Annotated in this window: 24 protein-coding genes; 10 read left to right on the plus strand and 14 right to left on the minus strand. The window is 75.3% G+C overall.

Features of this window, described 5'->3' with window-relative positions; translation table 11 throughout:
• The 3 genes from lanKC to ACFVVX_RS08740 form a co-directional block, all read right to left on the minus strand.
• Positions 1-1845: class III lanthionine synthetase LanKC (gene lanKC, locus ACFVVX_RS08730; RefSeq protein ID WP_387942945.1), on the minus strand; the 1845-nt coding region annotated here is incomplete at its 3' end.
• 119 nt (positions 1846-1964) lie between these two features.
• Positions 1965-3341 carry an MFS transporter gene (locus ACFVVX_RS08735; protein ID WP_387942947.1) on the minus strand — a complete coding sequence of 459 codons (1377 nt, stop codon included), beginning with the start codon at positions 3339-3341 and terminating at the stop codon, positions 1965-1967.
• Between the two features lie 138 nt (positions 3342-3479).
• Complete coding sequence (locus ACFVVX_RS08740; RefSeq protein ID WP_387942949.1) at positions 3480-3653, minus strand: hypothetical protein; 174 nt, start codon at positions 3651-3653, stop codon at positions 3480-3482.
• A 397-nt stretch (positions 3654-4050) separates the two neighbouring features.
• Here ACFVVX_RS08740 and ACFVVX_RS08745 point away from each other — a divergent pair, with 397 nt between their 5' ends.
• The 3 genes from ACFVVX_RS08745 to ACFVVX_RS08755 are packed head-to-tail and all read left to right on the plus strand — an operon-like array spanning position 4051 to position 8613.
• Positions 4051-7194 (plus strand): adenylate/guanylate cyclase domain-containing protein, encoded by a 3144-nt coding sequence (locus tag ACFVVX_RS08745; RefSeq protein WP_387942951.1) that lies wholly within the window; start codon positions 4051-4053, stop codon positions 7192-7194.
• The gene (locus ACFVVX_RS08750) at positions 7191-8048 is read left to right on the plus strand and encodes a S8 family serine peptidase (RefSeq protein ID WP_387942953.1); all 858 of its coding nucleotides are present in this window, start codon (positions 7191-7193) and stop codon (positions 8046-8048) included. The genes ACFVVX_RS08745 and ACFVVX_RS08750 overlap by 4 nt, the downstream gene beginning before the upstream one ends.
• Positions 8032-8613, plus strand: a complete 582-nt coding sequence (locus ACFVVX_RS08755; protein ID WP_387942955.1) for a GAF domain-containing protein — start codon at positions 8032-8034, stop codon at positions 8611-8613. The genes ACFVVX_RS08750 and ACFVVX_RS08755 overlap by 17 nt, the downstream gene beginning before the upstream one ends.
• Positions 8614-8620: 7 nt before the next feature.
• Here the strand turns inward: ACFVVX_RS08755 and ACFVVX_RS08760 are convergent, their stop codons facing one another.
• The 8 genes from ACFVVX_RS08760 to ACFVVX_RS08795 form a co-directional block, all read right to left on the minus strand.
• Entirely contained in the window at positions 8621-9553 is a 933-nt protein-coding gene (locus ACFVVX_RS08760) for a virginiamycin B lyase (protein WP_387943385.1), read from the minus strand.
• A gap of 143 nt (positions 9554-9696) precedes the next feature.
• Positions 9697-10803, minus strand: a complete 1107-nt coding sequence (locus ACFVVX_RS08765) for an AI-2E family transporter (RefSeq protein WP_387942957.1) — start codon at positions 10801-10803, stop codon at positions 9697-9699.
• A gap of 253 nt (positions 10804-11056) precedes the next feature.
• On the minus strand, positions 11057-11488 hold the full coding sequence (locus tag ACFVVX_RS08770) for a hypothetical protein (protein WP_387942959.1): 432 nt from the start codon (positions 11486-11488) through the stop codon (positions 11057-11059).
• Positions 11489-11645: 157 nt separating this feature from the next.
• Positions 11646-12761, minus strand: a complete 1116-nt coding sequence (locus ACFVVX_RS08775; RefSeq protein ID WP_387942961.1) for a winged helix DNA-binding domain-containing protein — start codon at positions 12759-12761, stop codon at positions 11646-11648.
• Entirely contained in the window at positions 12758-13471 is a 714-nt protein-coding gene (locus ACFVVX_RS08780) for a glycerophosphodiester phosphodiesterase (protein ID WP_387942963.1), read from the minus strand. Before ACFVVX_RS08780 ends, ACFVVX_RS08775 begins: the two co-directional genes overlap by 4 nt.
• Complete coding sequence (locus tag ACFVVX_RS08785; protein WP_387942965.1) at positions 13468-13911, minus strand: hypothetical protein; 444 nt, start codon at positions 13909-13911, stop codon at positions 13468-13470. Before ACFVVX_RS08785 ends, ACFVVX_RS08780 begins: the two co-directional genes overlap by 4 nt.
• Before the next feature lie 187 nt (positions 13912-14098).
• Positions 14099-14515 carry a molybdopterin-binding protein gene (locus tag ACFVVX_RS08790; protein ID WP_387942967.1) on the minus strand — a complete coding sequence of 139 codons (417 nt, stop codon included), beginning with the start codon at positions 14513-14515 and terminating at the stop codon, positions 14099-14101.
• A gap of 218 nt (positions 14516-14733) precedes the next feature.
• The gene (locus tag ACFVVX_RS08795; RefSeq protein ID WP_387942969.1) at positions 14734-15927 is read right to left on the minus strand and encodes an ROK family transcriptional regulator; all 1194 of its coding nucleotides are present in this window, start codon (positions 15925-15927) and stop codon (positions 14734-14736) included.
• A gap of 160 nt (positions 15928-16087) precedes the next feature.
• On the opposite strand from ACFVVX_RS08795, the gene ACFVVX_RS08800 reads away from it, so the two are divergent.
• From ACFVVX_RS08800 to ACFVVX_RS08830, 7 genes are all read left to right on the plus strand, one after another.
• Positions 16088-17377, plus strand: coding sequence for an MFS transporter (locus tag ACFVVX_RS08800; RefSeq protein ID WP_387942971.1), 1290 nt, complete (start codon positions 16088-16090; stop codon positions 17375-17377).
• 100 nt (positions 17378-17477) lie between these two features.
• Complete coding sequence (locus ACFVVX_RS08805; protein ID WP_387942973.1) at positions 17478-18260, plus strand: dienelactone hydrolase family protein; 783 nt, start codon at positions 17478-17480, stop codon at positions 18258-18260.
• Between the two features lie 89 nt (positions 18261-18349).
• Positions 18350-19054 carry a TVP38/TMEM64 family protein gene (locus ACFVVX_RS08810; RefSeq protein WP_387942975.1) on the plus strand — a complete coding sequence of 235 codons (705 nt, stop codon included), beginning with the start codon at positions 18350-18352 and terminating at the stop codon, positions 19052-19054.
• Between the two features lie 58 nt (positions 19055-19112).
• The gene (locus tag ACFVVX_RS08815) at positions 19113-19628 is read left to right on the plus strand and encodes a DinB family protein (protein ID WP_387942977.1); all 516 of its coding nucleotides are present in this window, start codon (positions 19113-19115) and stop codon (positions 19626-19628) included.
• A gap of 267 nt (positions 19629-19895) precedes the next feature.
• Complete coding sequence (locus ACFVVX_RS08820) at positions 19896-20288, plus strand: cell division protein SepF (protein WP_387942979.1); 393 nt, start codon at positions 19896-19898, stop codon at positions 20286-20288.
• A 202-nt stretch (positions 20289-20490) separates the two neighbouring features.
• Positions 20491-21102: a TetR/AcrR family transcriptional regulator gene (locus ACFVVX_RS08825; RefSeq protein ID WP_387942981.1), complete on the plus strand. Its 612-nt coding sequence runs from the start codon at positions 20491-20493 to the stop codon at positions 21100-21102.
• Positions 21099-22661 (plus strand): MFS transporter, encoded by a 1563-nt coding sequence (locus ACFVVX_RS08830; protein ID WP_387942983.1) that lies wholly within the window; start codon positions 21099-21101, stop codon positions 22659-22661. The genes ACFVVX_RS08825 and ACFVVX_RS08830 overlap by 4 nt, the downstream gene beginning before the upstream one ends.
• 200 nt (positions 22662-22861) lie before the next feature.
• Here ACFVVX_RS08830 and ACFVVX_RS08835 read toward each other — a convergent pair whose 3' ends face one another.
• The 3 genes from ACFVVX_RS08835 to ACFVVX_RS08845 all read right to left on the minus strand — a co-directional run bounded on the left by ACFVVX_RS08835 (position 22862) and on the right by ACFVVX_RS08845 (position 26724).
• The gene (locus tag ACFVVX_RS08835) at positions 22862-23341 is read right to left on the minus strand and encodes a hypothetical protein (RefSeq protein WP_387942985.1); all 480 of its coding nucleotides are present in this window, start codon (positions 23339-23341) and stop codon (positions 22862-22864) included.
• 150 nt (positions 23342-23491) lie between these two features.
• Complete coding sequence (locus ACFVVX_RS08840) at positions 23492-25957, minus strand: SpoIIE family protein phosphatase (RefSeq protein WP_387942987.1); 2466 nt, start codon at positions 25955-25957, stop codon at positions 23492-23494.
• Between the two features lie 146 nt (positions 25958-26103).
• A complete protein-coding gene (locus ACFVVX_RS08845) occupies positions 26104-26724 on the minus strand; it encodes a TetR/AcrR family transcriptional regulator (RefSeq protein ID WP_387942989.1) in 621 nt (206 codons plus the stop codon).
• Positions 26725-26764 lie beyond the last annotated feature (40 nt).

A 26764-nucleotide genomic window follows, 5' to 3' on the forward strand; every position in this document is an offset into this window, starting at 1 on the left:
GCCGAACAGGGCGGCGCTCGGCCCGGGGGCCGCGAGCCGGGCGCGCTCGGCGAGTTCGGCGGCGTCCTCGCGGCGGCCGAGCGCGGCCAGCACCACGGCGGTGCCGAGCGGGCCGTCGAGGAGCCCGCCGGCGCCGGGCCGGCCGGTGCGGCGGGCGGCGGCCACCAGCCAGTCGGTGTACTCGGCGGGGTGGCGGGCCCCGGCCCGGTGCAGGGCGTAGAGCACCCCCGCCGCGCCGTGGGCGACGCCCGTGCCGCCGCCGGTGAATCCGGCCGGGTCGCCGGGGAAGAGCCGGTCGGCGCGCTCGGGGGTGGCTCCGGCGTGGATGCCGGCGACCAGGTCGGCCAGGACGGCGGGAAGGTCGGGGCGGTCCGCCTCCAGCAGCAGCCGGACCCGGTCCTCGCCGTGGGCGGCGCCCGCGGGCCGCGGGGCGGGCGGCGCCGGTGCGGCCGGGCGGGGCGGGCCGGCGTCCGGTCCGAGCCCGAACCACTCGCGGGCCCGCCGTTCGAAGCCGGCCAGCTTGGCCGGCTCGCGGTCGGCCATCTCCATGATCGGCATCAGCATCATCAGCCAGGTGGCCCAGAGCATGTACCGGTCGGCCTCGGCGCCGTCCAGCCCGGGCGGCGGCTGGAGCCCCGGCGCGCCGGCCAGCGGGACGAGCCGGGAGGTCAGCTCGTCGGCGTACTCGAAGTCGACCAGGGCGACCGAGCCGTCCGGCCGGAGCAGGACGTTCGCGGGGTGCAGGTCCCCGAAGCGCATGCCCCGCTCGTGCAGCGCGCCGAGCGCCTTCTCCAGGCCGGCGACGACGCCGTCCACCCAGGCGACGTACTCGGCGCGCTGCCCGGGGGTGCAGTCCTGGTGCACCAGCGGGTAGCGGCGGATCACCTCGCGGAACAGCTGGACGCCCTCGATGTACTCCTCGGCGAGGAAGGTGTGCTCCCAGACCGTGTGGACGCCGTACGGTTTCGGGACGCAGTCCAGGCCGGCGAGCCGCCGCAGGGCGCGGTGCTCGCGGTGCAGCCGGGTGACGGCGTCGTCGCCGGCCGCGTCGAGCCCGGCGTGCGGGCGGGCCTCGCGCAGCACCACCCGTTCGCCGGTCTCCCGGTGCTCGGCGAGGTAGATGCCGCCCGCGTTGGAGAACTGCAGCGCCTCACGGATCAGGTACGGCATGTCGCCGGCCCCGGCCGTCCGCCGGGCCGCCAGGTGCGGGCGCAGCTCCTCGGGGAGGGTGACCCAGGCGGGGAGCCGGAACACCGGGTCCCGCCGGTCCGGCACCAGCTCCCCGGTGGGCGCGCGCAGGGCGGGCACCGGCCGGCCCTGCGCGTCCTGGCACCAGAGCTCGACGAACGCGCCGTAGCGCACGTACACCGGGGCGCGGCCGATCCGCAGGTCGGTGAGCACGTACGGGCCCGGGCGGCCGTCGAGCGCCTCGGCGAGCTCCCGGGCGAGGGCGAGGAAGGCCTGCTCGTCGGCCGGGTAGACGGCGGCGAACTTGCCGCTGCCGCCGCGCGGCATGTGCTTGCCGTTGGCCAGCCGCAGGGCCTGGGCGCTGCGCAGGAACTTGAACGGCACCCGGGCCGCGACGCAGATCCGGTACACCTCGGCGAGTGTGCGCTCGGCCTCGGCGGGGACGGTGGAGACGTGGATCTTCCAGCCCTGCTCGGGGGGTTGGACGCCGTCCGGGCGCAGCACGGTCCACAGGCCCCGGCCGTCGCGGCGCCAGCCGGCGGGCGGTTCGGCCAGGGTGAGCGGGTAGCGGGTGGCGCGGTCGCGGAGCCGGCCGGGGGTGTCGTAGTACGTGCGGTCGGCGAGGCAGTACAGCTGGGTCTCCTGGGCGCCGGCCATGGCGCGCCTCCTTCGCACGGGTGGACGTTCCGGTCGGGGCGGGGTGCCCGGGCCCGGTGGGCGCTCGGGCCCCTGCGGTTGCCCGGGCTCCGGCTCGCGAGGGCCGGAGGGGCGGGCGCTCAGGCCGGGGCGGGCTGCGGCGCCGGGCCGCGCCGCACCGGCGGCGCCCAGGTCACCACGGCGGCGCAGAGCGCGATGACGAGGGCCAGCAGGGCGAAGGTCGCGCCGCCGCCGAGGGCGCCGAGCAGCAGGCCGCCGACCAGCGGGCCGAACGGCTGGACGAGGGTGGACAGGAAGCCCGCCGCGCTCTGCACCCGGCCGATCCGGTCCGGGGGCGCGGCGAGCAGCATGCCGGAGACGAAGCCGATGCTGGCCACCGTGGAGAGGCAGATGCAGACCGCGCAGAGCAGCCCGATCAGCAGCGGTACCCGGATGACGACCAGGACGCCGGCGGTCAGCGCCGCGGCCCAGCAACTGACCGCGACCAGGCTGCCGTTGCGGGCCCGGGCGTCCAGCCGGGGTGCCAGCAGGGCGCCGGCCAGCGCCCCGGCGGCGGTGCAGGAGACCACGGTGCCGCCGCCGACGCCCGAGCGGCCGCCGTCGGAGGCCACCGCCAGGGTCGCGAACATCAGGGCGCTGAAGGCGAAGTTCATCCCCAGGCCGAAGATCAGCAGCAGGGTGCGCAGATACGGCTGGTGCCAGATGAAGGCCAGCCCGGCGGTCAACTCCGTTTTACTGAAGGCCGATCCGGCCCGCTTGGCAGGGTGGGAGCGGGTCCGCATCAGGGCCACGCAGACGGTCGAGAGCAGCAGTCCGACGCCCTCGGCCACGAACGGCAGCGCGGGGTGCCAGGCGAACAGCGCGCCGCCGCCGAGCGGCCCGGCCAGCCGGGCGGCCGCGCCGCGTGCCTGCATCCGGGAGGCGGCGGCCCGGACCTGCTCGGGCGGCACCACGGCGCGCAGCAGTCCGGACGCGGCCGGCCCGTAGGCGCTGGCGATCAGCGCCCCGGCGGCGGCGACCAGCAGGACGAGCGGCAGCGGAGCGTGGCCGTGCAGGACGGCCACGACCAGCGCCGTGACGGCCAGCAGGCTGCCGACGTCGCACAGCCGCATCAGCCGGCGCCGTTCGATCCGGTCGGCGAGAACGCCGCCGGGCAGCATGGTCAGCAGCAGCGCGCCGACCGAGACGGTGCCGATGGCGCCCGCCTGGGCGGCCGAGCCGGTGTCCCGCAGGACCAGCAGCGGCAGGGCGATCGAGGACAGCTGGGCGCCGAGCGAGGCCAGCAGGCCGCCGGCCCAGAGCAGGCGGAAGTCCCGGTTGGCGCCGAGCGGAGAGGTCGGCGGACCGGACGGCGCGGTCTGCGGACCGAGCGGGGAGGTCGGCGGACCGGACGGCGCGGTCTGCGGCTGCGCGGCCGGAGGCCGTGCGGTCTGCGACGGAGGCTGCGCAGCCTCGGGCTGGGCGGTCTGCGGCGGCGTCCTCGGCAGGCTCTTCAACGGGTCCTCCGGTGGCGGGAGAGGGATCGGGGCGGGGCGGCCCCGCCCGGGCGAGGCCGCCCCGGTGCCGGCCGACGGCCCGCCGGACGGGGGCGGCGGTGCCGCCCCCGTACCGGGGAACCGTGCGCGAGGTACCCCTCAGGCGGTGGTGTCGCCGGTGTTCACGTAGCTGATGAGGCTGAAGCAGCCGTCGTCCGCGGCGTCCTTGAAGGCCTTCAGGCTCTGCAGGTCGAGGACACCGGCGGCGTGCGCCACGACCTCGGGGGTCTCCTCGTTGTCCTCGCCGACGACCGGCTCGATGTTCTCGTTCATGGTGTTCCCCTTCCCTGTGCGAACCGGCCCGCAGTGGCCCGGCTCGGTCTGGCCCGACTCCCGCCGGCGGCGTACCGGTTGCCGGCATCCGCAGCGGAGCGGCCGACGGGTGCCCGCCGCTGCACCGACGGTAGGAAGGCCGGCCTGGCGAGGGCTTCGAAACCGGTAGGGAAGCGGTATGGCCGCAGGTCAGCGGGCCGGCGGGGGTACGGGTGGGGCCGCTGGGACGGCCCCCGCCCCACCCGCACCCCCTCCCAGCTGCGGACATACCGCGGGCTAGGCGGTTTCGAACCGGGCCCGAAGCCCCCGGCGGCAGGCTGACCCGGTGCCCGCGCCCGGCCCGCGCACCACGCCCTCCCCGCGCCACGCCGACTCCGCACAGCGAAGGACTACCACCATGCCCTGCCCACTCTGCGCCGCCCATCTGCCCAACCCGACCGACCAGTTCTGCCCTTCGTGCGGCTCGCCCCGCGGCGCGGCGCCCGAGGTGGCCGCCGAGGAGCGCAAGCTGGTCACGGTGGTCTTCTGTGACCTGGTCGACTTCACCCCGCTCTCCGGCACCCTCGACCCGGAGACCCTGCGGGCCGTCACCCTTCGCTACTTCGAGCAGATGCACCGCCAGATCGAGGCCCACGGCGGCACGCTGGAGAAGTTCATCGGCGACGCGGTGATGGCGGTGTTCGGGGTACCGGTGATCCGCGAGGACGACGCCCGCCGGGCGCTGGCCGCCGCCCTCGCCATGCTGGAGGACCTGGAGGACCTCAACACCGAGCTGGACGCCACCCTCGGGGTCCGTCTGGATGTCCGGATCGGTGTCAACACCGGTCAGGTGGTGGCCGGTTCGGACGCCTCGGCGCGACAGGCACTGATCTCCGGGGAGACCGTCAACATCGCCGCCCGGCTGCAGCAGCAGGCCGCCCCCGGCCAGGTGCTGATCGGCCCGCAGACCCTGCGCGCGGCCGGGCCGGCCGCCCAGGTCCACGAGGTCGGCCCGCTGCAGCTCAAGGGCAAGACCGACCCGGTCACCGGCTACCGGCTGCTCGGGCTCGACGAGGACGACCCGGAGCTGCTGCGCCGCTTCGACGTTCCACTGGTCGGCCGGACCAGGGAACTCGCCCTGCTCGACGCCGCGTTGGAGCGGGTCTCGCGCAGCGAGGGCGCCGAGCTGCTGGTCGTCAGCGGCGAGGCCGGGATCGGCAAGACCCGCCTGGTGCGCGACTGGCTGGACCGCTCCGGCCGGCGCGGCGCCGCGGTCGGCACCGGCCGCTGCCGCAGCTACGGCGGGCACGGCACCGCCGGACCGCTCACCCCGCTGGTCGAGGCGGTGGACGCGCTGCTCGCCGACGCCGACGCCACCCCGGCCGACCGGGCGGCCGCCGACCAGGCGCTCGCCGCCGCGGCCTCCGCCGACGGCACCCGCGCGGTCCTGACCGGACTGCTGCGCTCCCACGCCCGCACCCGCCCGGCCGTCCTGGTCCTGGACGACTGCCAGTGGGCCGGCCCGGTACTGCTCGACGCGGTCGAGCAGCTGGTCGCCGGACTCGGCCCGGCCCCCGTACTGCTGCTCTGCGCGGCCCGCCCGGAGCTGGCCTCCTCCCGCCCGGACCTCCCGACGCTCCCGCTCGGCGGTCTCTCCTGGGACGAATCCGCCCTGCTGGCAGCCGAGTTGACCGAACTGAGCGCCCACCAGGACGCCGTCCCGGTCCGCCTGCTGGAGCGCGCCGAGGGCAACCCGCTGCACCTGGAGGAGCTGCTGGCCGCCCTCGCAGAGGCCGACGAGCCCACCCTCGACGACGAACTCCCGCCCACCGGTCGGGCGTTGCTGAGCGCCCGGATCGACGAGCTGGAGCGCGACGAGCGCGCCACCCTCGACCTGGCCGCCATCCTCGGCCGCGCCTTCAGCAGCGCCGAGATCGCCGAACTGGCCCGCACCGGACCGGAGAACGACGCCTTCGCCGACCCGGAGGACGATGTCTTCACCGGCCCGCTGGACGGCCTGCCGGCCGACGGCGACCCGCTCGACGGCCCCGCCACCCCGCCGCGTCTGCACGCCGCCCTCGCGCAGCTCGCCCGCCGCTCCCTGGTCGAGGCGGCCGGCCCCGGCGCCTACCGGTTCAGCAGCGCCCTCGTCCAGGAGAGCGCCTACCAGTCGATGTCCAAGCGGGCCCGCGCCGAGCGGCACGAGCGCGCCGCGGACCTGCCGAGCGTGCGCGAGGGCGGCGACGCGACCGTCGGCGGGCACCTGGAGCGCGCCCACCGCTACCGCCTCGAACTCGGCCTGCTCGACGGCCGGACGGAGGCGCTGCGCACCCGCGCCGCCACCGCCCTCGGCCTGGCCGGCGAACGCGCCCTGGCCCGCACCGACCTGCCCGCGGCCGCCGAGCTGCTGGAGCGCGCCGCCCGGCTGCACTACCCCGGCGAGCCGGGCGCCGGCCCCGCCCTGCGCCGGCTCGGCGAGGCCCGGATCGCGCTCGGCCGCACCGACGAGGGCCGCGCGGTGCTGATCCAGGTCCGCGACACGGCCGGCAGCCGCCTGGACGCCGCCCACGCCCGGCTCCACCTCGCCGCGCTGGGCCTGCCGCCCGGCCCCGACCAGCCCGCCGCCACCGCCGAGGCCGTCCTGCCCTTCTTCGAGACCGCCGGGGACGACACCGGCCAGGCCCGGGCCCGGCTCCACCTCGCCGAACAGCACCGGCTGGCCGGCCGGCACGGCGAGGCCGACCGCCTGCTCGACCACGCCCTCGCCCACGCGGTGCGCGCCGACAGCGAGCCGGAACGCGCCGCCGTCCTCGGCGCGCTGGGCGCCTCGCTGCTGCGCGGCCCCGAGCCGGTGGCGGGCGCCACCGCCCAGTGCCGCACCCTGCTGGCCCGACACGGCGGCGGCCGGCGCGCCGTCCGGATCGCCCTCAACGGCCCGCTCGCCGTGCTGCTCGCCCTCCAGGACCGGCCCGCCGAGGCGGAGACCCTGCTCGCCGAGGCCGGCGACCTCGCGGGCGAGCTCTCGCTCGCCGAGGCGCTGGTCTTCCTGCCGGCCTTCGCCGCCCAGGTCGCCGCCCTCACCGACCGCACCGCGCAGGCCCTGGACCTGCTCGACGAGGCCGCCGAGAACGGCCGCCGGCTCGGCGCGGCCACCCTGCTCACCGGCATCGGCCTGGACACCGCCCGGCTGCTGCTGGACACCGACGGTCCGGCGCTCGCCGCCCGCCACCTGGACGGCCTCGGCGCCCCCGAGGACCTCCCGCCGACCGCGGCGATCGAGCTGGACGGGCTGCGGGCCCGGCTGGCCGCCGCCCGCGGCGAGGCCGACCCGGCCCTGGTACTGGCCGACGCCGCCGTGCACGCCGCGGCCGACACCGAGTCCCCGCTGCTGCAGGCCGTCACCGCGCTCGACCGGGCGCACGTCCTGCTGCTGCTCGGCCGCACGGCCGAGGCCGCCGCCTCGGCGCACACCGCCCGGGCCCGGTACGCCGCCAAGGGCCACCTGCCCGGCGTCCGCTGGGCCGAGCGGCTGGCCGCCGCCACCGGGGAGCCGCCGCGATGACCGCCCCGGCCGGCCTCACCTGGAGCCTGCGCGGCCGCGGCGCCGACGACGTCCCGGTCCTCGCCGACTCCGGCACCCCCGCCGGCACCGCCGAGGGCACCGGCCGCGGCGTGCGGGTCTGCGTGGTCGACTCCGGCATCGAGCGCGACCACCCGCTGGTCGGCCCGCTGCAGGGCTCCTGGGTGGTGGGCAAGGACCCGCACACCAAGGAGACCGTCGTCCGGCCCACCGACACCGGCGACACCTGCGGCCACGGCACCGCCTGCGCGGGCATCATCCGCCGCACCGCGCCGGACTGCGAGCTGTACAGCGTCCGGGTGCTCGGCGAGCGCTTCTCCGGCACCGGCGAGATGCTGCTCGCCGGGCTGCGCTGGGCGGTGGAGCAGCGCTTCGACGTGGTGAACCTCAGCCTCTCCACCACCCGGACCCGCTTCCTGGAGGAGCTGCACTCGCTCGCCGACGACGCGTACTTCGCCCGCACCGCGATCGTCGCCTCCGCCCACAACACACCGGTGGAGAGCTTCCCCTGGCGGTTCTCCTCGGTGATCTCGGTCGGCAGCCACCAGGAGGACGACCCGGACCTGCACCTCTACAACCCCGAGCCGCCGGTGGAGTTCTTCGCGCCCGGCCAGAACGTCCGGGTGCCCTGGCTCGGCGGCTCCACGATCCGCACCACCGGCAACAGCTTCGCCACCCCGTACGTCGCCGGGCTCTGTGCCCGGATCCTGTCCCGGCACCCGAGGCTGACGACGTTCCAGCTGAAGGACGCGCTCTACCTCAGCGCGGCCAACGTCCGGCTCGGCCCGCGCCCGTCCGCCCCCACCACGGAGTCGCCCCATGACCAGCAGTACTGAACCCGTGACCGCCACCGGCACCCCCGAGCCCCCCGACCCGCTCGCCCGCGAGCTGCTGCAGTCCGTGGTCGACGTCGCACGGGCCATCTTCGGCGCCGAGGCCGGCTCGGTCTGCCTGCTGGACGAGGCGGCCGGCGAGCTGGTCTTCCAGGCGGTGTCCGGCCGGGGCGAGGAGTCCCTGGTCGGCCGCCGCTTCGCGGCCGGGAGCGGGATCGCCGGCTGGGTCGCGGCCTCCGGCGAGCCAATGGTGGTCGACGACCTCGCCGCCAACGCCACCTTCGACCGGGCCTTCGCCGAGTCCACCGCCTACGTCCCGAACTCCCTGATGGCGGCGCCGCTGGTGCACGGCACCCGGGTCCTCGGCGTGCTGGAGGTCCTCGACCCGGCCCCGCAGGCCCGCTCCAGCCTCCCGGAGCTCGACCTGCTGGCGCTCTTCGCCCGCCAGGCCGCCGCCGCGCTGCGCGTCATCGCCGAACGCACCCCCGCGCCCGTCGCCGCCGCCGACCGCAGCGCCGCGCTCGGCCTCCTCGCCGATCTGGAGGAGCTGCTGCGCAGCCAGCCGTGACCGCCCGTCACGGCTCCAACGGCTCCAACGGCTCCAATGGCTCCAATGGCTCCAATGGCTCCAATGGCTCCAGGCGGAGGATCTCGCCGATCTCCAGTGCCGCGTACACGGCACCGTCCGGGCCCACGGCGATGCCGTGCGGCTCGGACGACGGGGTCGGCAGCTCGTACTCCTCGATCCGGCCGTCGGGGCCGATCGAGCCGATCCGGTCGGCGGCCCACTCGGTGAACCAGAGCCGGCCGCGCTCCCGGTCGGCCGTGATGGCGTGCGGACGGGCGGCGCGGTCCGGCAGGGGGTACTCCGTCACCCGGCCGTCCACCGTGATCCGCCCGATCGCCCCGGCGCCGATCTCGACGAACCAGAGCGCACCGTCCGGGCCGGCCGCGATCCCGACGGGCGCGGCGCCCCCGGTGGGCAGCGGGTGGACGGCGATCCCCCCGTCCACGGCGATCCGCCCGACGGCGTTCGCCTGGTTGAGCGTGAACCAGAGCGCGCCGTCCGGCCCGGCCGTGATCATCGACGGGTAGCCGCCCGTGACCGGCAGCGGAAACTCCGTCACCTCGCCGTCGACGGTGATCCGCCCGATCCGGTCGGTGTCCAGCTCGGTGAACCAGAGCGCACCGTCCGGCCCGGCCGCGATCCCGAACGGCGAGCCCGCGCCCGGCGGCAGGTCGAACCGCCGGACCCGCCCGTCCGGCCCGATCCGGCCGATCGCGGACTCCCTCATCAGCGTGAACCAGAGCGCGCCGTCCGGCCCGACCGCGATCCCCGACGGCCCGGAGGCCTGTCCGACCGGGTACCGGTCCACCGTCCCGTCCGCCGCCAGCCGCCCGATCTCCCCGGCGTGCACCAGCGTGAACCAGAGTGCCCCGTCCGGACCGGCGGCGATCGCGTACGGCCCGGCCTTCCCGTCCGACACCTCGAAGGACTGCATCCCCATGCGAACCCCCATCGCCTCACTATTGCGACCTTCATCGCGTTAAGACTCTCGCACACGCCTCGGCCGCACGGCAACCACCACCCGCCCCCGGGCGGCCACTCCCGAGCGCGGCCACTCCCGACCGGGGCGGCTCCCGTCCGCGACTACTCCCGATCGGGGGCCGACGCCTCGTCACCCCCGCCCGTGCGGCGGGTGCGGCGGCGGGACTGCCCGTCGGTGCCGCGCAGCACGGAGACGATGCCGACGCCCGCGGCCGAGAGCGGGACGGCCAGCAGGGCGCCGAGGATGCCGGCGATGCCGGCTCCGGCGACCACGGCCACCATGATGGTGGCCGGGTGGAGCTCCACCGTGCGGCTCTGGATCAGCGGCTGCAGGACGTTGCCCTCGATCGCCTGGACGGCGAGGACGATGCCCAGCGCCCAGAGCGCGATGGCGAGTCCGCCGTCGGCGAGCGCGACCAGCACGGCCACCGTGCCGCTCAGGAACGCCCCGACGAAGGGGATGTAGGCACCCATGAAGACCAGCGCACCGAGCCCCGGGGCGCCCGGCACACCGAGGACCACCAGGCCGATGGTGATGAAGACGGCGTCGATCAGGGCGATCAGGCTGGTGCCGCGCATGAAGCCGGCCATCGCGTCGAAGGCCTGGCGGCCGCAGGCGATGACCGTCTCGGCGCTGCGCGGGGAGAGGTGGGCGCGGACGGTCTCCCCGGTGCGGTGGCCGTCACGGAGGAAGAAGAAGACCAGGGCGAGCGCCAGCACGGCCCCCGTCAGGACCTCGGTGGCGAGGCCCAGGCCGGAGAGCACCCCGCTGGCGAGCGCGGAGACCAGCGAACCGCCCTCGCCCCTGCTGCTGTCCAGGGCGTGCTGGATCTGCTCGCCGATCGGGCCGAGCCAGTCCGCGAGCCGGTCCCCCGCCTGCTTGAGCGCCTCGGTGATCTGCGGGGCGCTGTGCACCAGCGAGTTGACCAGCAGGGCGATCACCCCGCCGACGGCGAGTACCAGCACCGCGCAGGTCAGCCCGGCGGCCGGCCCCCGGCCGAGGCCGTGGCGGACCATCCAGGGCATCACCGGGTAGAGCAGCGAGGTGCCCAGCAGCGCGAGGATGACGGGGATGGTGGCGGCGCGCAGTTCGACGACCGCGAAGACGACCAGTGAGGCGACGGTGATGAGCAGGATGACCGCCACCGACCAGGCGGCCGCCGCCCGCACCGACGGCGGCAGCATGAGGTAGGGCCTGCGGTCGTCCACCGGACGCTCCTCCGGCGTGCCGCCGGCCTCCGGTGCACCGCTGGACGGAAGCTCCCCCGGCATGCCCCACCTCCGCCTGGGTCGATTGGTCCGGATTCACCAATCTCAGCAGATGATCTGACCAATTGCGCGACATGTCCGATCGAGGCACACCCGCGAACGGGCCGCCGGGAACGGGCCGCCCGGAACGGGGCGGCCCGAGACGGAGACGCCCGGACCGGTGGCACCGACCCGGGGCGTCCTCGTCCGGCTCCTACTCGTGGAACTGGAAGCGCCACGCCTGCTGCTGGTCGTCGACGTCCAGCGGCCGCAGCGCGGTGCGCGGCGGGAAGATCCGCAGCAGGCTGAGGTCCAGTGCCAGTTCGACACCGTCGATGGGACCGCCCGGGACGACCACGTGGAAGGTGAACGGCTCGGCCGCCTGGTAGAGCGCCCACTCGCGCGGCTCCGCGCTCCCCTTGACCTGGGCGTTCACGATCGGATCCTCGTCGTAGCCGAGGAACGTCTCGTGCCGGAGGCTGCGGATCCGGACGTTGCCGTTGTCGAGCGCCTCCACCTGCCACTCCTGGTCGCCGGGGTTGCCGGTGGGCGGGAGGAGCACCACGAACTCCTTCGCCCCCATCAGGGTGAGCAGTTGCTCCTCCGGCTTGCCGATGGCGTAGACGCCGTTCGGTACAGGTGCCATGGCCGACTCCACTCTGCTGAGCGGCGCCGGACACGGCGCCGCTGATCAACGGGCGAGTCGATTCAACCCACGACGGGCGCATCGTGCACAGACGAAACGCGGGGCGCCACCCCATCGAGCCACGGCGAACCGAACGTCAGACCGGAGGTCGAACGACCTACCGGTCCGCCGCCTCGATCCGGACGCCGTCTCCCCCGCCGGCGAAGGCCAGCACCCGCTCGCCCTCCGCCTCCACCGCACCCCGGTCGGCCGGGGTCACTGCCCCGAACGGGTGAACGACGACCGTGCGCCCGCCGCCCCGGCCCTCCGTCAGCTCCCAGCTCCCGGCGACCAGGCCGTTCACCAGCAGGCTGCCGAGCACGATGCCGTTCGGCGTCATCACCCGGCCGCGGTACTCCTCGGGCAGCACCCGGGTGCGGTCGGCGTGCGAGAGCAGCAGGTTGTCGAAGGGCGCGACCAGCCGGACCGGCGCCGGGGTGTCGGCGTCCGGCCGGGGCGCGTCGGGCAGGTCGTACAGCAGGCGCCCCTGCTCGTCGCGGAAGGTGACCAGCTGCGGTGCGAGCCGCTTCAGCACGGCGGCCAGCCGGCTGAGGCCGCACCACTTCTGCAGGTCGGCGACGCTGGCCGGGCCGAACGCGGCGAGGTAGCGCAGGGCCAGCGCGTCGAGCGAGGGCGCCGGATCGAGCGGGCGGCCGAGCCAGGCCTCGGCGGTGGTGTGCGCGGCGGCTCCGCCCTTGCCCCACAGGCCCCGGGGCGGCACCTGGACGAGCGGCAGCAGGCAGCGCGCGGCCTGGGCCAGGGCGGCCGGATCGCGGTCCGGGCGGGTGGCGGCGAGCAGCGGCCCGAGCTCCTGGAAGGTCCGCGGGCGCTCCTCCAGCAGGACGCGGGCCTCGGCGACCAGCGCGTCGAGGTCCAGACCGGCCAGCCGCTTGCCGTAGGAGTTGCGCAGACCCTGTGTCAGGACGGGCTGGATGAGCGGGCGCAGCGTCAGGCAGTCCTCCGCCGTGACCAGGTGGATGGTGCTGCGCTGGAGCGCGATCCGGACCACCTCACGCCGCTCGATCAGCCCGCTGAGCTGTTCGGGGGTGAAGCCGTCCAGGCGGGCGAGCAGCCCGAGGTAGGGCGGCTGCGGCGCGGCCTGGGCCTGCAGCCCGCCGAGGTGTCCGATCATCGCGGCCGGGGTCGCCGTGGTGCGGGCGAGCAGGTGCTGACGGGCCAGCAGGGCGCGGCCGAGCGCGCGGGTGCCCAGCACGGCGGGGTCGCCGGGGCTCATCGGCGGCCGTCCAGGACGCTGCGCAGCACGCCGATCCGGTTGCTGGTGATGGAGTCGGCGCCGGCGGCCCGCAGTCGGCGCATGGTACGGCGCAGGTCGGCGGTCCAGGTGGAGACGCCGAGGCCGGCGTCCCGGGCGGCCGCGGTGAAGTCGGCGGTGACCAGGCCGAACGGCGGGTTGATGAAGCGCGGCCGCAGGTCGGCGAGCAGATCGGCGGCGGGCAGCCGGGGCTGCTTCCAGGTGAGGGCGATCTCGGCCTCGGGGGCGAGGGCGCGGACGGCGAGCATCGCGGTGGCGGGGCCGCAGAAGGCGACCCGCCGCTCGGCGCCGAGGCCGGTGACGGCGGCCCAGGTGGCGGCGGCGGGGCCCGGGTCGTCCAGGTCGATGAGCAGCCGGGCGGCCGGGGTGGCGGTGACGGCCTTGACCGCCTCGGCGAGGGTGGGGACGGTGAGGTGGCCGTCGCGCAGCTCGTCCAGCTGGTCGAGGGTGACCCGGCGGACGGGCCGGGGGTCGCCCCAGAGGCGTTCCAGCGTCTCGTCGTGCAGCAGGACGGGCACGCCGTCGCGGGTGAGCTGGACGTCGACCTCGACGGCGTCGGCGCCGGCGGCGAGCGCGGACTCGACGGAGGGCAGGGTGTTCTCGCGGTACCGGTACGGGTCGCCGCGGTGGGCGACGGCGAGGACCGGGCGGCGGTCGGCGGGGGCGCTCATCGGACCAGCCCCGCGAGCCAGGGGGTGAGGTCGTGGATGCCGATGTGCTCGCGGTAGGCGTCCTCGCCGGGCACGGTGACGATCAGCGTGCTGGACGGCGGGAAGGTGCGCGTCCTGATCCGGACCAGGCCGCTCCACACCGAGTGGAGGAAGGCGGGCACGCTGTCGCGCGGCACGTCGAAGTCGATGCCCTCGACGCCGACCACGGCGTCCTCGTGGGCGGCGAAGAGCCGGACGGTGAGCGCCGGGGGCCCGCTGATCTCCAGCAGGGCCTCGTGCGGTATCGCGTCCAGTTCGCCGCCGCCGTCGCCGACCAGTCCGGCGTAGGTCTGGTCGCGGCCGATGTCGTGGACGGCGCGGACCTCCCGGCCGTGCCGGGCGGCCATCGCCTCGACCGCGAACACGGCACTCTGGGTGGACGGCAGCGGCGGATGGGGCATCGGTACCTGGCCTCTCACGGGCATCTCGGAAGGTCGGGCGGGATCGGGTGGGATCGCATGGGATCGGACGGGGCTTGGGCCGGACAGGGCCCGGGGTGTCTTTGCAAAGTCAGGGAGTGTTTGCAAAGTCGCGCCGGACCGGGCCCGGCAGGACTTTGCAAAACCGGTGGGACTTTGCAAACACGCCCTAGCGCCGCTCGACCATCACATTGGTCGACTTGATGACCGCCGTCGCCGGCGTGCCGGGCACCAGCCGGAGCTCCTCGGCGGACTCCCGGCTGATCAGCGACACCACCCGGAACGGGCCCGCCTGGATCTCCACCTGCGCGGCGACGTCCCCGAGCACCACGTCGGTGACGATGCCGGGGAAGCGGTTGCGGGCGGAGGACGGGCGGCCCTCGGCCTCGGCGTTCTCCGGGCGGGCCAGCTCACGGGCGAACGCCGCCAGCTGGGCGCCGGGGATGATCCGGTGGCCGTGCTCGTCGCGCTCGGCGGCGACCCGGCCGGCGTCCACCCAGCGCCGCATGGTGTCGGCGCTGACGCCGAGCATCGCCGCGGCCTCACCGATGCGGTACGGGTTGACCGGCACCTCGGGCTGGCCCATGTACGACTCCTGACGATGGTTCGGGAACGGTGGTTCGGGAACGGCGGTTCGAACGGCGGCCGGCCGGTGTCCGCCCCGGCCCGCCGCCGCCATCCTGCCGTACCGGGCGCCGGGTCCGCGAAGCGGAGCACCGCGGCGCCGCACCGGAGGTGCCGCGAAGTGCCTACGGCGCGCTTTGCAAAGTCCCGCCGGGTCCGCCGCGACTTTGCAAACACGCCCTACGGCTCCCCGAAGAGGTCCCGCCGGACGGCGTCGCCCGCGGTGAGGACCGCACCGGCGAGCACCGCGCCGCCGCCCGCCGTACCGGCCCGGACCTCGGTGCGCAGCGGGGAGAGGACGGTGAGCCGGAGTTCGACCCGCCCGGCGAGCTCGGCGCCGCCGGCCCGGCCGATCTCGCCGCCAAGGACGACGCAGCCCGGGTCCAGGACGACGCAGACGGAGGCGGCGCCGACGGCTATCCGCTCGGCGAGCTCGTCCAGGAAGGGACCGCCGGGCTCCCCCTCGCCGAGCGCGCCGAGCGCGGCGTGGACGGCGGCCTCGGCGGCGGAGGCGTCGTCGGCCGGGTCGGCGGGCAGACCGTGGGCGCGGGCCAGCCCGCAGACGGCGGCGCTGCCGACCAGGTCGTGGAAGCCGCCCTCGCAGCTGGTGGCGCTGGGCAGGCCGACCGTGCCGGGGACGGGCAGGAAGCAGATCTCGCCGGTGCCGCCGGAGGCGCCGCGGCGCAGCTTCCCGTCGAGGATCACGGCCGCGCCGACGCTGTGGCCGAGCCACATCAGGACGAAGGTGTCGCGGCCCCGGGCGGCGCCGATCCGGTACTCGGCGCGGCCGGCCAGGTTGACCTCGTTCTCCAGGATGACCTCGGTGCCGGGCAGGTCCCGCAGCTCGGCGAGCAGTTCGGCGTGCCAGGCGGGCAGCGCGCCGGTGCTGTGCAGCCGCCCGGTGGCCGGGTCGACCAGCCCGGGGGCGCCGACGGCGACGGTGTGCAGCTGCTCCACGCCGGCCTCCCGCGCGGTGTCGAGCAGGGTGCGGACGATCCGGGCGGCGGTGCCGTCGTCGCCGGGGCCCTCGACCGGTACCTCGGCGGCGCCCAGGGTCCGCCCGGCGAGGTCGGCGACGACCAGGCTGGCGCCGCTCTCGCGGACGTCGACGGCGGCGAGGTGGGCACGGGAGGCGACCAGGGCGTACAGCCGGGCGTTGGGGCCGCGCCGCTGCTCCCCGCGCTCGCCGACGACGGCGACCAGCCCGCCGCGCTGCAGGCGTTCCAGCAGGTCGGAGACGGTGGGCCGGGAGAGCCCGGTGAGGTCGCGCAGCTCGGTCGCGGTCAGGGGGCCCTGTTCGAGCAGCAGGTTCAGTGCCAGCCGGTCGTTGATCGCCCGGGCGGTGCTCGGCGTGGCCGTGCGCGCGGTGGTCATGGAAGTGCATCCTTCCAGAGTGTTTCTATCAGGGTCCCTTCCTGATAATTTATCGAACGTGCCCCGGGGGCGCGAACCGCACCACACCCGGGCACATATCAACAGCAACCACCCACCAGGGCACCGTCGCGCCGGGCGCGCGACCGGGAGGGACGCACGGATGACCGACAGCCTGACCGCACGACCACCGCTCGACTCCTTGGGATCCCCGCGCCGGGCGAGGGTGGGCATCGCCCTCGTCTTCGGCGTGCACGGCGCCGTGAGCGGCAGCTTCGTCACCCGCATCCCCTGGATCCAGGACCGCCTGGACCTCTCCACCGGCCAGCTCGGCCTGGCGCTGGTGATGCCGGCGATCGGCTCGTCCCTCGCGATGCCGCTCGCCGGGCGGTTCGTCCACCGCTTCGGCGGCCGGGCGGCGGTGCGCGGACTGCTGTCGATCTGGTGCCTCGCCCTCGCCCTGCCCGCGCTCGCCCCCTCGCTGCCCGCCCTCTGCCTGGCGCTGCTGGCGTTCGGGGCGACGGCCGGCATGGCGGACGTGGCGATGAACGCGCAGGGCGTGGAGATCGAGCAGCGGCTGGGCCGCTCGATCATGTCCGGCCTGCACGGGATGTGGAGCGCGGGCGGTCTGCTGGCCTCCGCGTTCGGCATCCTGGCCGCCCACCGGGACCTGGACGCCCGCATCCAGCTGGCCGTCACCGCCCTGGTGCTGCTCGCCCTGGCGCAGCCGGTCTGCCGGGGGCTGCCGGACCTCCGGGCCGCGGCGGAGGAGCAGGCGCCGCCGCGGTTCGCGCTGCCGCCGCGCAGCTCGCTGGTGATCGGCCTGGTCGGCCTGTGCGCGGTGTTCGCCGAGGGTGCGTCGATGGACTGGAGCGGCGTCTACCTGAGGGACGTCACCGGCGCCTCGGCCACCCTGGCGGCCGCCTCCTACACGGCGTTCTCGCTCACCATGGCGGTCAGCCGGCTGGCGGGCGACGCGGTGATCCGTCGGCTCGGCGCAGTCCGGGCGACCAGGCTGAGCGGGGTGATCGCCACCGCGGGCGGCCTCCTCGTGGTGGCCGCCGACACTCCGGCCCTGGCCATCCCGGGCTTCGCACTGATCGGGATCGGGATCGCGGTCGTCGTCCCGCTGGCCTTCGCGGCGGCCGGCCGGATCGGCTCCAACGCCAGCCAGTCCATCGCGGGCGTGGCGACCGTCACCTACACCGCCGGCCTGGTCGCACCGGCGATCATCGGCTCGCTCGCCCAGGCCACCTCACTGACCGTCTCCTTCGGCCTGGTCACCGCCCTGGCCTTCGCGCTCGTCCTCGGCGCGGGCGCCCTGCGCCGGGCCGAACCGGGCGGCACCGACCTCCCCGCCACGGAAATCCAGGCCACGGATTTCCCGACCGGCGGAAATGTGACCACACCGTCACCGGAAAAGACTTCCGAAAGCAATTTCCCGGCGATATGATGCAAGAATTCCAAGGGATTTCTCGCTAATATCGCCACCGCCGGGCCCGCATCCTCGCGCGCCCGGCGGTTCCGCGACCCCAGCGAAGGGATTCCCCGCCGTGTGCCACGAGGCAACCGCCGCCCCTCCCGTGTTCGGCCCCGCCACCACCGAGGTGGCCGAGGCCGGCGCCCTCACCCTGACCGCGGGGGACGGCACCGCGGTGGCCGCCTTCCTCGCCCTTCCGGAACGCCCCGCGGGCCCGGGCGTCCTGGTCCTGCCGGACAACCGGGGCCTTTCCGGTTTCTACCGGCAGACCGCGCTGCGACTCGCCGAGCAGGGATATCCGGCCATCGCCGTCGACTATTTCGGCCGAACCGCCGGTGCCGATCCGGAAAACCGTCCAGCGGAATTCGGAGAAATGCCGGGCCTGCTGCCGCACCTGCTCGCCCTCACCCCGGACGGCCTGGACGGCGACATCGCCGCCGCCACCGACCGGCTGCGGGCGGCCGGCGCCCACCGGGTGGTGGCCCTCGGCTTCTGCTTCGGCGGCCGCCAGGCGTTCCGCACCGCGGCGCCCCGGTTCGGCCTGGCCGGCGCGGTCGGCTTCTACGGCTACCCCGACGCCCTGAACGGCGCCCCCGGCCCCACCCAGCTCGCCCCGGGCCTCAGCGCGCCGGTCCTCGCCTTCTGGGGCGGCGCGGACGAGGCGATCCCGGCCGCCGCGGTCGCCGCCTTCGACGCCGCCCTCACCGCGGCCGACTGCCCGCACGAGTTCGTCACCTACCCCGGCGCCCCGCACAACTTCTTCGAGCTGGCCGCCACCGGTCACGCCCCCGCCGCCGCCGACGCCTGGCACCGCCTGCTCGGCTTCCTCGCCGCCGCGGACCGCCCGGCCCGCTGAGCCCTGCCCGCCAGCCCCGGCCCGAACCCCCCGACCGGGCCCCCGACCGCCGCGGCTCCCCCGCCGACGCAGCGATTAAGCTTCGGGCCATGCCCGACGCCACGCCACCCACGCCACCGCAGCCCGCCGTCCCGGCCCGGCGCGCCCTGGGCCCGTGGCTGCGGTTCGCCCTGCTGGTCGTCATCCTCGGCGCGGCGGCCGGCTCGCTGCTGCTCTGGAGCCCGACCGCCCTGCTGACCGGCGGGCTGCCGGACGGCATGCCGGGGTACTGGCGGGTCCCGGTGCTCACGGCGGTGTACGCGGTGGGCACGCTCGCCTTCGTACCGCGCCCGGCGCTGAACGCGGCGGCCGGGCTGCTGCTCGGCATCCAGCAGGGCCTGCTGATGGCCGTGCTCGGCACCACCCTCGGGGCCGCACTGGCCTTCGCGCTCGGCCGGCTGCTCGGCCGCGAGGCGCTGCGGCCGTACCTGCGCGGGCGGATGCTGACCACGCTGGACCGGCGGTTCACCGAGCAGGGGTTCCGCAGCGTGCTGCTGCTGCGGCTGTTCCCCGGGATGCCCTTCCAGGCGGCCAACTACGGCGCCGCGTTCTCGGGCGTGCGCTTCACGCCGTTCCTGACCGCCACCGCGCTCGGCGTGGTGCCGACCACCGCCGTCTACGTCACGGCGGCGGCCAGCGCGAGCGAGCCGGGCTCGGCGGCGTTCCTGGTGTCGGCCGGGGTGATCGCGGCCCTCGTCCTGGGGAGCCTGGTCTCGCTCTGGCGCGCCGCCCGCCGGCGCACGGCGACCGTCTGAGGCCGGGGGACCGACTATTCGGTCGCCTCCGGTGCCCGGCTGCGCCAGGATGTCCGCCATGACGACCACCACCCCTCGGATCGATCCCCCCTTCGCCGCGGACGAGACGGCCATGCTGACCGCGTGGCTCGACTTCCACCGCGCCACCCTCGCCGTCAAGTGCGAGGGCCTGACGCCCGAGCAGCTGCGGCTGCGCTCCGTCCCGCCGTCCGGCCTCTCGCTGCTCGGCCTGGTCCGGCACATGGCCGAGGTGGAGCGCCACTGGTTCCAGGGCATCCTGCTCGGCAAGCCGTTCGAGACCGGCCACTACTGGACGGAGGCGGACCCGGACGGCGACTTCGACAACGTCGACACCGCCGACGCCGAGCAGGACTTCGCCACCTGGCGGGCCGAGATCGACGCCGCCCGCCGGGCCGCCGAGGGCCTTCCCCTGGAGACGGTCGGCAAGCAGCTGCGCCGGGGCGAGGAAGTGACGCTGCGATGGATCCTGGTCCACATGATCGAGGAGTACGCGCGGCACAACGGACACGCCGATCTGCTCCGCGAACTCGTGGACGGCGTCACCGGCGAGTGAAATCGTTTCCGCATTGTTGACAGAAGGTCAATTAAGCGGTGACCGCGACCGATATGGTCTACGCGCGCAACCGTACGGCGAACTGCTGCGTCGCAACAGATGCCCGGGTTCGCCCGGGTTTCCGGCGCGGCACGACCCGGACGGGGGTCGCGAGCGGGCACGGGACCGGTGATCAGTGCGATACTCGGACAGTTCCGACGAGTGGATGACGTGTCAAAAGGACACGCGCACCGGGGACGCGTACGGGACGAGGCAGGGAGGCGCGGCATGGGAGCACTTCGCGACGAGCACCACAACGGGTGGCTGATGCCCTCCGGTAACTACCCGGCCGCGGTGTACGACGACGAGTGGATCGAGCAGGAGACGGTACCGGCCGCTCCCGCCCCCACGAAGATCGTCTCCCTGCGGCCGACCGGCTTCGAGGCCGCTCGGACGGTCGGCGAGCACATCCGCGCCAGCACGCCGGTGGTCATGGACCTCACCGAGATGAGCGAGGCCGAGGCCAAGCGCATGGTCGACTTCGCCTCCGGGCTGATCTTCGGCACCTGCGGCGGGATCGAGCGGATCGCCCGCCGGGTGTTCCTGCTCACCCCCGCCGACGTCGAGGTCATGGTGATCGACCGGCCGCTGGACGAGACCGGGTTCTACAACCAGAGCTGAGGCACCACGGCCCGCGACCGGGGACGGCAACCGCCGTCCCCGGTTTTTTGCTGCCCGGATCCGGCCCCCACCGCCCCCACCTCGCCCTTTACCGGCCGGGCCCCCGGTCCGACCCCAGCCCGACCCACGTCACAGAGCCCTCAACTGCATCATCCGAGAAAATATTGAGACATCCATGTCTCATTTGACCTACACTTGCCGCATGGCCACCGATCGCGACGCTGTCCTCGAAGCCGCCGTCGGCGTGCTCTCCCGCCGCCCGACCGCCCACCTGGACGAGATCGCCCGCGCCGCGGGCATCAGCCGCGCCACCCTGCACCGGCTCTTCCCGGGCCGCGAGGCGCTGATCCGCGAGGTCGGCCTGCTCGGCCTGCGCAAGTTCGGCGCCGCGCTGGACACCGCCGCCGTCGAGGACGGCGACGCACAGCTCGCACTGCGCCGCCTGGTGGACGCGATAGTCCCGGACGCGGCGCTCTGCGCCTTCCTGGCCGGCGAGAACCAGCTCTACGACGACGAGGGCATCAACGAGCTCTGGGAGTCGCAGATCACCCGGCTGCAGGCGCTCTTCCTGCGCGGCCAACAGCAGGGGGTCTTCCGCATCGAGCTCGCCGCGGGCTGGCTCAGCGAGGCCTTCTTCGACCTGGTGGCCGGCGTCGGCTGGGCCGTCCAGGACGGCCGGCTCGCCCCGCGCGACGGCGCCTTCTCGCTGACCGAGCTCTTCCTCGGCGGCGCCCTCCGGACACCCCCGGCCCCCACCGCCGACACCTCCCACCACCGCACCTCGGACCGGAAACCGGACACCGATACACCATGAGCAGCACCGTCCACACCCGCTCCCACCAGCGCTGGACCGGCCTCGCCGTCCTCGTCCTGGCCGTCACCCTGGTCGCCGTCGACGCGACCGTGCTCTCCCTGGCCATCCCCTCGATCAGCGAGACCCTGCGCCCCAGCGGCACCCAGCTGCTCTGGATAGGCGACGTCTACTCCTTCGTGCTGGCCGGCCTGCTGGTCAGCATGGGCTCGCTGAGCGACCGGATAGGCCGCAAGAAGCTGCTGCTCGCAGGCTCCGCGGCCTTCGGAGCCGCCTCGCTGCTCGCGGCCTACGCGCCCGGCCCCGGCTGGCTGATCCTGGCCCGCGCGCTGCTCGGCGTGGCCGGGGCGACGATCATGCCCTCCACCCTGTCGCTGATCCGCGGCCTCTTCCCGGACGACCGCGAGCGGGCCACCGCGATCGGCATCTGGGGCGCGGCCGCCACCGCCGGCGCCGCGCTCGGCCCGGTGGTCGGCGGGGTCCTGCTGGAGCACTTCTGGTGGGGCTCGGTGTTCCTGCTGAACCTGCCGGTCGTCCTGCTGCTGCTGGTCCTCGGCGGCTGGCTGCTGCCCGAGTCCAAGGACCCCAAGCCCGGCCGCTGGGACGTCGCGAGCGTGGTGCTCTCGCTCGCCGGGGTGATCGGCGTGGTCTACGCGATCAAGGAGGCGGCCGCCCACGGCGTGCTGCGCTGGGACGTCCCCGTCACCGCCCTGCTCGGTGCCGCCGCGCTGACCGTCTTCGTCCGCCGCCAGCTGCGCCTGGAGACCCCGCTGCTGGACGTCCGGCTCTTCGCCGACCGGCGCTTCACCGGCGCGGTGCTGGCCTCGCTCACCGCCCTGGTCGGGCTGTCCGGCGTGGTCTTCGTGACCTCGCAGTACCTGCAGCTGGTCCGCGGCTACGAGCCGCTGAAGGCGGGTCTGGCCGAGCTGCCGGCCTTCGCCGGCGCGGTGGTCGGCGGCCTGCTGACCGCCCGGCTGGCCCGGCGCACCGGCGCCCGGCTGGCGCTGACCCTCGGCCTGCTGGCCATGGGCACCGGCATCGGCCTGCTCGGCTGGGTCCAGCAGGACACCACGTACCTGCTGCTGGCGGTCGCCTTCCTGATCGTCGGCACCGCCGAGGGCGTGGTCTACACGCTCGGCGCCGACCTGGTGCTGGGCGCCGCGCCCGCCGAGAAGGCCGGCGCCGCCTCGGCGGTCTCGGAGACGGCGTACGAGCTGGGCACCGCGCTCGGGATCGCGCTGGTCGGCTCCGTGGTCGGCTCGCTCTACGCCGGTTCGCTGGCCGTCCCGGCCGGGGCGGACCCGGCGGTGGCCGCCCGCGCGGGCGAGTCGCTGGGCGGCGCGGTCGAGGCCGCGCACGGCCTGCCGCAGGAGCTGGCCGGTCCGCTGCTGGCGAGCGCCCGCGACTCCTTCGTGCACGGCATGAACATCGCGGCGTACCTGGCCGGCGGCCTGCTGCTGGTCGCCTCCGCGGTGGCCTGGCGGCTGCTGCGCGGCCTGCCCGGCCCGGTCCAGGACCGGCAGCCGCAGGACCGCCCGGCCCTGGAGAAGACCGGCGTCTAACCGGCGGCTAGTGCCGCGTCAGGCAACTTTTGCCCGTCAAGGAGCGGCGTCCGGTGCGTGCTATCGGCGTGCCGGCCGGAAGCCCTCGTACTGGACGTACTTGGGCTTTCGGCCGGTGCGGCGAGAGTGCGTGCCGGGCGTCGCGACGGGGCGAAGGTTGCCTGACGCGGCACTAGTCCCTGTCCGGCCCCCCGTTCCCGCTAGCGGGAGCGGGGGGCCCGCTCGATGACCACCGCGCGCAGCTCCCGCAGCTCGATCACGGGCGTGCCGTCCCCGGTGGTCAGCTCCAGCCGCACCCGGTGGACGTCCCCGTGCTCCTCGCGGCTGGTGAACCGGTCCGCCCGCCAGCGCAGCTCGGACCAGAGGTAGGGCTGGGCGTGTCCGGCCCGGAACAGCACCGCCCCGCGCTCGTAGCAGTACAGCGAGGGCTTGCGGCCGCCCTTCCGGTGGTGCCAGACCACCAGCGAGACCAGCAGTCCCGGCCCGGCGGCCACGTAGGCGCCGATCCCCAGGACGCCGTGCGCCAGCTGGAGGGCCCCGGGCAGCGACAGCAGGAGGCTCGGGGAGGTCAGGAGCAGCGCCGAGCCGCGCTCGCCGGCCCGGTCGCTCTCGCAGGAGAGGAACCGGCCGTAGCCGCCGCACCAGGCGCGGTCCTCGACCGCGTGCGGAACACGCCCCATCCCCCACCCCTCCCGGCAGCGCCCGGCCCTGCCCCCGGGTGCCGCGGAGCCTACCCGCGGCCCGGACCCGGCACACCGGTCCGGGCACGGCGCTCAGGGCACACCGGTCGGGGCTCGGGGGTCAGGACGCGGCGGCGCGGGTGCCCGGCGTCAGTTCGTCCCGAAGGGCAGTTCGAGCTCCGCCCAGACCACCTTGCCGTCCCTGGTCAGCCGACTGCCCCAGCGCTGGGCCAGCTCGCTGACCAGGAACATGCCGCGCCCGCCCTCGTCCTGCTCCGCGAAGGGGCGCAGCTGGGGGGCCTGGCCGCCCGCGTCGGCGACCTCCAGGGTGAGCACCCGGTCGCGGAACAGCCGCAGTCGGCGCGGGGCGTCGGCGTGCAGCAGGGCGTTCGTGACCAGTTCGCTGACCAGCAGTTCGGCGTAGTCGGCGAGCGCGGTCAGGCCCCAGTCGGCGAGGGTCGCGCGGGTGAAGCGGCGGGCCTTGCCGGGCAGGCGGCCGCCGCCGGTGAGGGGGAGGGTGGCGACCCGGTCGGCGGGCAGCGGCAGCACCCGGCCCATGATCATGGCGATGTCGTCGTCGGTGCCGTCGGTGACCAGGGCGCCGAGGACGGCGTCGCAGTTCTCCTCCAGGGTCCGGCCGGGCCCCGAGAGGGTGCGGGCCAGCAGGTCGATGCCGTCGTCGATGTCCTGGCCGCGCCGCTCGACCAGGCCGTCGGTGTAGAGCGCGACCATGCCGCCCTCGGGGAGCGTGAACTCGATGCTCTCGAAGGCGACGCCGCCGACGCCGAGCGGGACGCCGGGCGGTATCTCCACGGTGCTGGCGGTGCCGTCGGGGGCGACCCAGACCGGTGGCAGGTGGCCGGCCGAGGCGACCTGCACGGTGCGCTCCAGCGGGTCGTAGACGGCGCAGATACAGGTGGCGAACTGGCCCTCGCCGATGCCGGAGGCCGTCTCGTCGAGGCGGGTGAGCACCTGCTCGGGCGGCATGTCCAGGGTGGCCAGGGTGCGGGCGACGGTACGCAGCTGGCCCATCGTGGCGGCGGCCCGGATGCCGTGGCCCATCACGTCGCCGACCACCAGGGCGACCCGCCCGCAGGAGAGCGGGACGACGTCGAACCAGTCGCCGCCGACCTCGCTGACCACGCTGCTGGGCAGGTAGCGGTAGGCGATCTCCAGGCCGAGGGTGCGGTGGATCTCCTGCGGCAGCAGGCTGCGCTGGAGGGTGAGCGCGGTCTCGCGCTCGCGCCGGTAGAGCCGGGCGTTGTCGATGGCGAGCGCGGTCCGGGCGACGAGCTCCTCGGCGAGGGCGACGTCGGCGGCGGTGAACGGCTCGGGGTTGCGCATCCGGATGAACTCGGAGCCGCCGAGGACCATGCCCCGGGCGGTGAGCGGCACCATCAGGTAGGAGTGGATGCCGGCCTCGATGCCGGGGGCGACCCGCTCCTCGGTGGCGACCAGCCCGCGCAGCACGTCCTCGTCGACGTGCGAGCGCAGCAGCGGACGGCCGCTGCGCAGGCACTGGGTGTAGCTGCGGTCGGGGGCGTACTCGGAGACCTCGCCGACGGTGTCGACGGCGAGGGTGAGGCCCGACTCGTAGGACTCGCCGACGGCCACGGCGCGCAGCTTGATCGGGCGGTCCAGCGGGATGGTGGTGGGCTCGGCGCCGCGCAGGACCGGCTCCAGCAGGTCCACGGTGGCGAAGTCGGCGAACCGCGGGACGACCGCCTCGATCAGTTCCTCGGCGGTGCGCTGGAGGTCGAGGGTGGTGCCGATCCGGGCGGTGGCCTCGGCGATGGTGGCGAGACGTTCCTGTGCGCGGGCGGCGCGGGCCTCGGCCTGGAAGCGCTCGGTGACGTCGATGATGGAGGAGCAGACGCCGAAGACCCGGCCGGTGGAGTCCTCCAGCCGGAAGTAGGAGGCGGACCAGGCGCGGTCGCGGCGCGGGTCGCCGGGGACGCGGCCGTGCGAGCGGGCGTCGACCACGGGCCTGCCGGTGGTGAGCACCTGTCTCATGGTCTGCTCGATCTCGGCGCTGTTGATGCCGGGCAGGACGGCGCTGATCCGGCGGCCGACGTGCTCGACGATCGGGACGCCGTTCATCCGGGCGAGTGCCTCGTTCAGCCGTACGTACCGCAGGTCGGTGTCGTAGACGGCCATGCCGATCGGGGACTGGCCGAAGATGCCGTCCAGGACGGCGAGGTCGGCCTCGACCTGGTGCAGGGCCTGGACGTCGGAGGCGGTGGCGAGCAGCAGCAGGCTGCCGCCGGGGCCGGCGATCGGGTAGGTGCGCAGCTCCAGCTCGACCAGGTGCCCGTCGCGGTGGCGGACCGGGAAGACGCCGGACCAGCCCTTGCCGCCCATGATCCGCTCGAACAGGGCGAGCACCTCGGGGCGGTCCGAGTCGTCGACCAGCAGTCGGGCGGCGTAGCTGCCGACGACCTCGTCGGCGGGGTAGCCGAGCAGGGCCTCGGCGTCCTCGCTCCAGTGCAGGATCAGTCCGTCGTCCTGGAGCAGGGCGGTGGCGAGCGGGACGAGCCGATGGCCGTCGAGGCGTGCGGGGGTGGCACCAGGTGCTGGGCCGGTGGCGGCGGTCGCATCCCACTCGTGTCCGTGCATGATCAGGCAGCACCCCGGTTCGGCTCGTTCCCGGCCGGGGCGTTTGCGGTCCGTACCGGCCGGGGTTCTTCTCCAGACTGCACGGACATCGGCCGCCCGGCGACCCCTTGGTCAGGAGTGGGCCGGGCGCCCTGGGTGCCCGGGCGTCATGGGCGTACCGGGCGCAGCGTACCCTCCAGAACGCTCGCCCACTGCCGGATCACACCAGCTCGTCTGGCGCTGTCGTCGGTGAGCAGGTTGGCCAGGCCGAGGCCGCGGGCGAGGTCCAGGGTGGCCTGCACGGATTCCCGCACGCCGGGGGTGGTTTCGTCGGCGTCCAGGAACTCCACGGCGGCCCGGTGGGCCTCCCGGCCGACGTGGCCCTCCAGGGCGATGATCCGTTCGCGCAGCGGGTCCTCGGTGGCCGCGGCGGTCCACAGGTGGAGGGCCGCGCGGAACAGCGGGCCGGTGTAGAGGCGGACGATCATGTCGACCACCGCCTCGGTGCGGTCCGGTCCGGCGGCAGGCAGCTCGTCCGCGTGGGCGCGGACGGCTGCCAGCCGCTCGGTGGTGACGTGTTCGACGGCCGCGGTGAACAGGTCCTCGCGGGTCGGGAAGTGGTGCTGGGCCGCGCCGCGGGAGACGCCGGCCCGCTCGGCGACCGCGGCGACGGTGCTGCCGTTCCAGCCCACCTCGGCGAGGCAGTCCACGGCCGCCGCCAGCAGTCGCCGGCGGGTGGCGCGGCTGCGGTCCTGCTGGGGGGTGCGGGCGGCGGCGTGGGCGGTCATCGGCGGGGGCTGGTCCTGTTCGTACGGGTGTTCCGGGTGG

The organism is Kitasatospora sp. NPDC058170, assembly GCF_042883905.1.
Taxonomy (GTDB): Bacteria; Actinomycetota; Actinomycetes; order Streptomycetales; family Streptomycetaceae; genus Kitasatospora.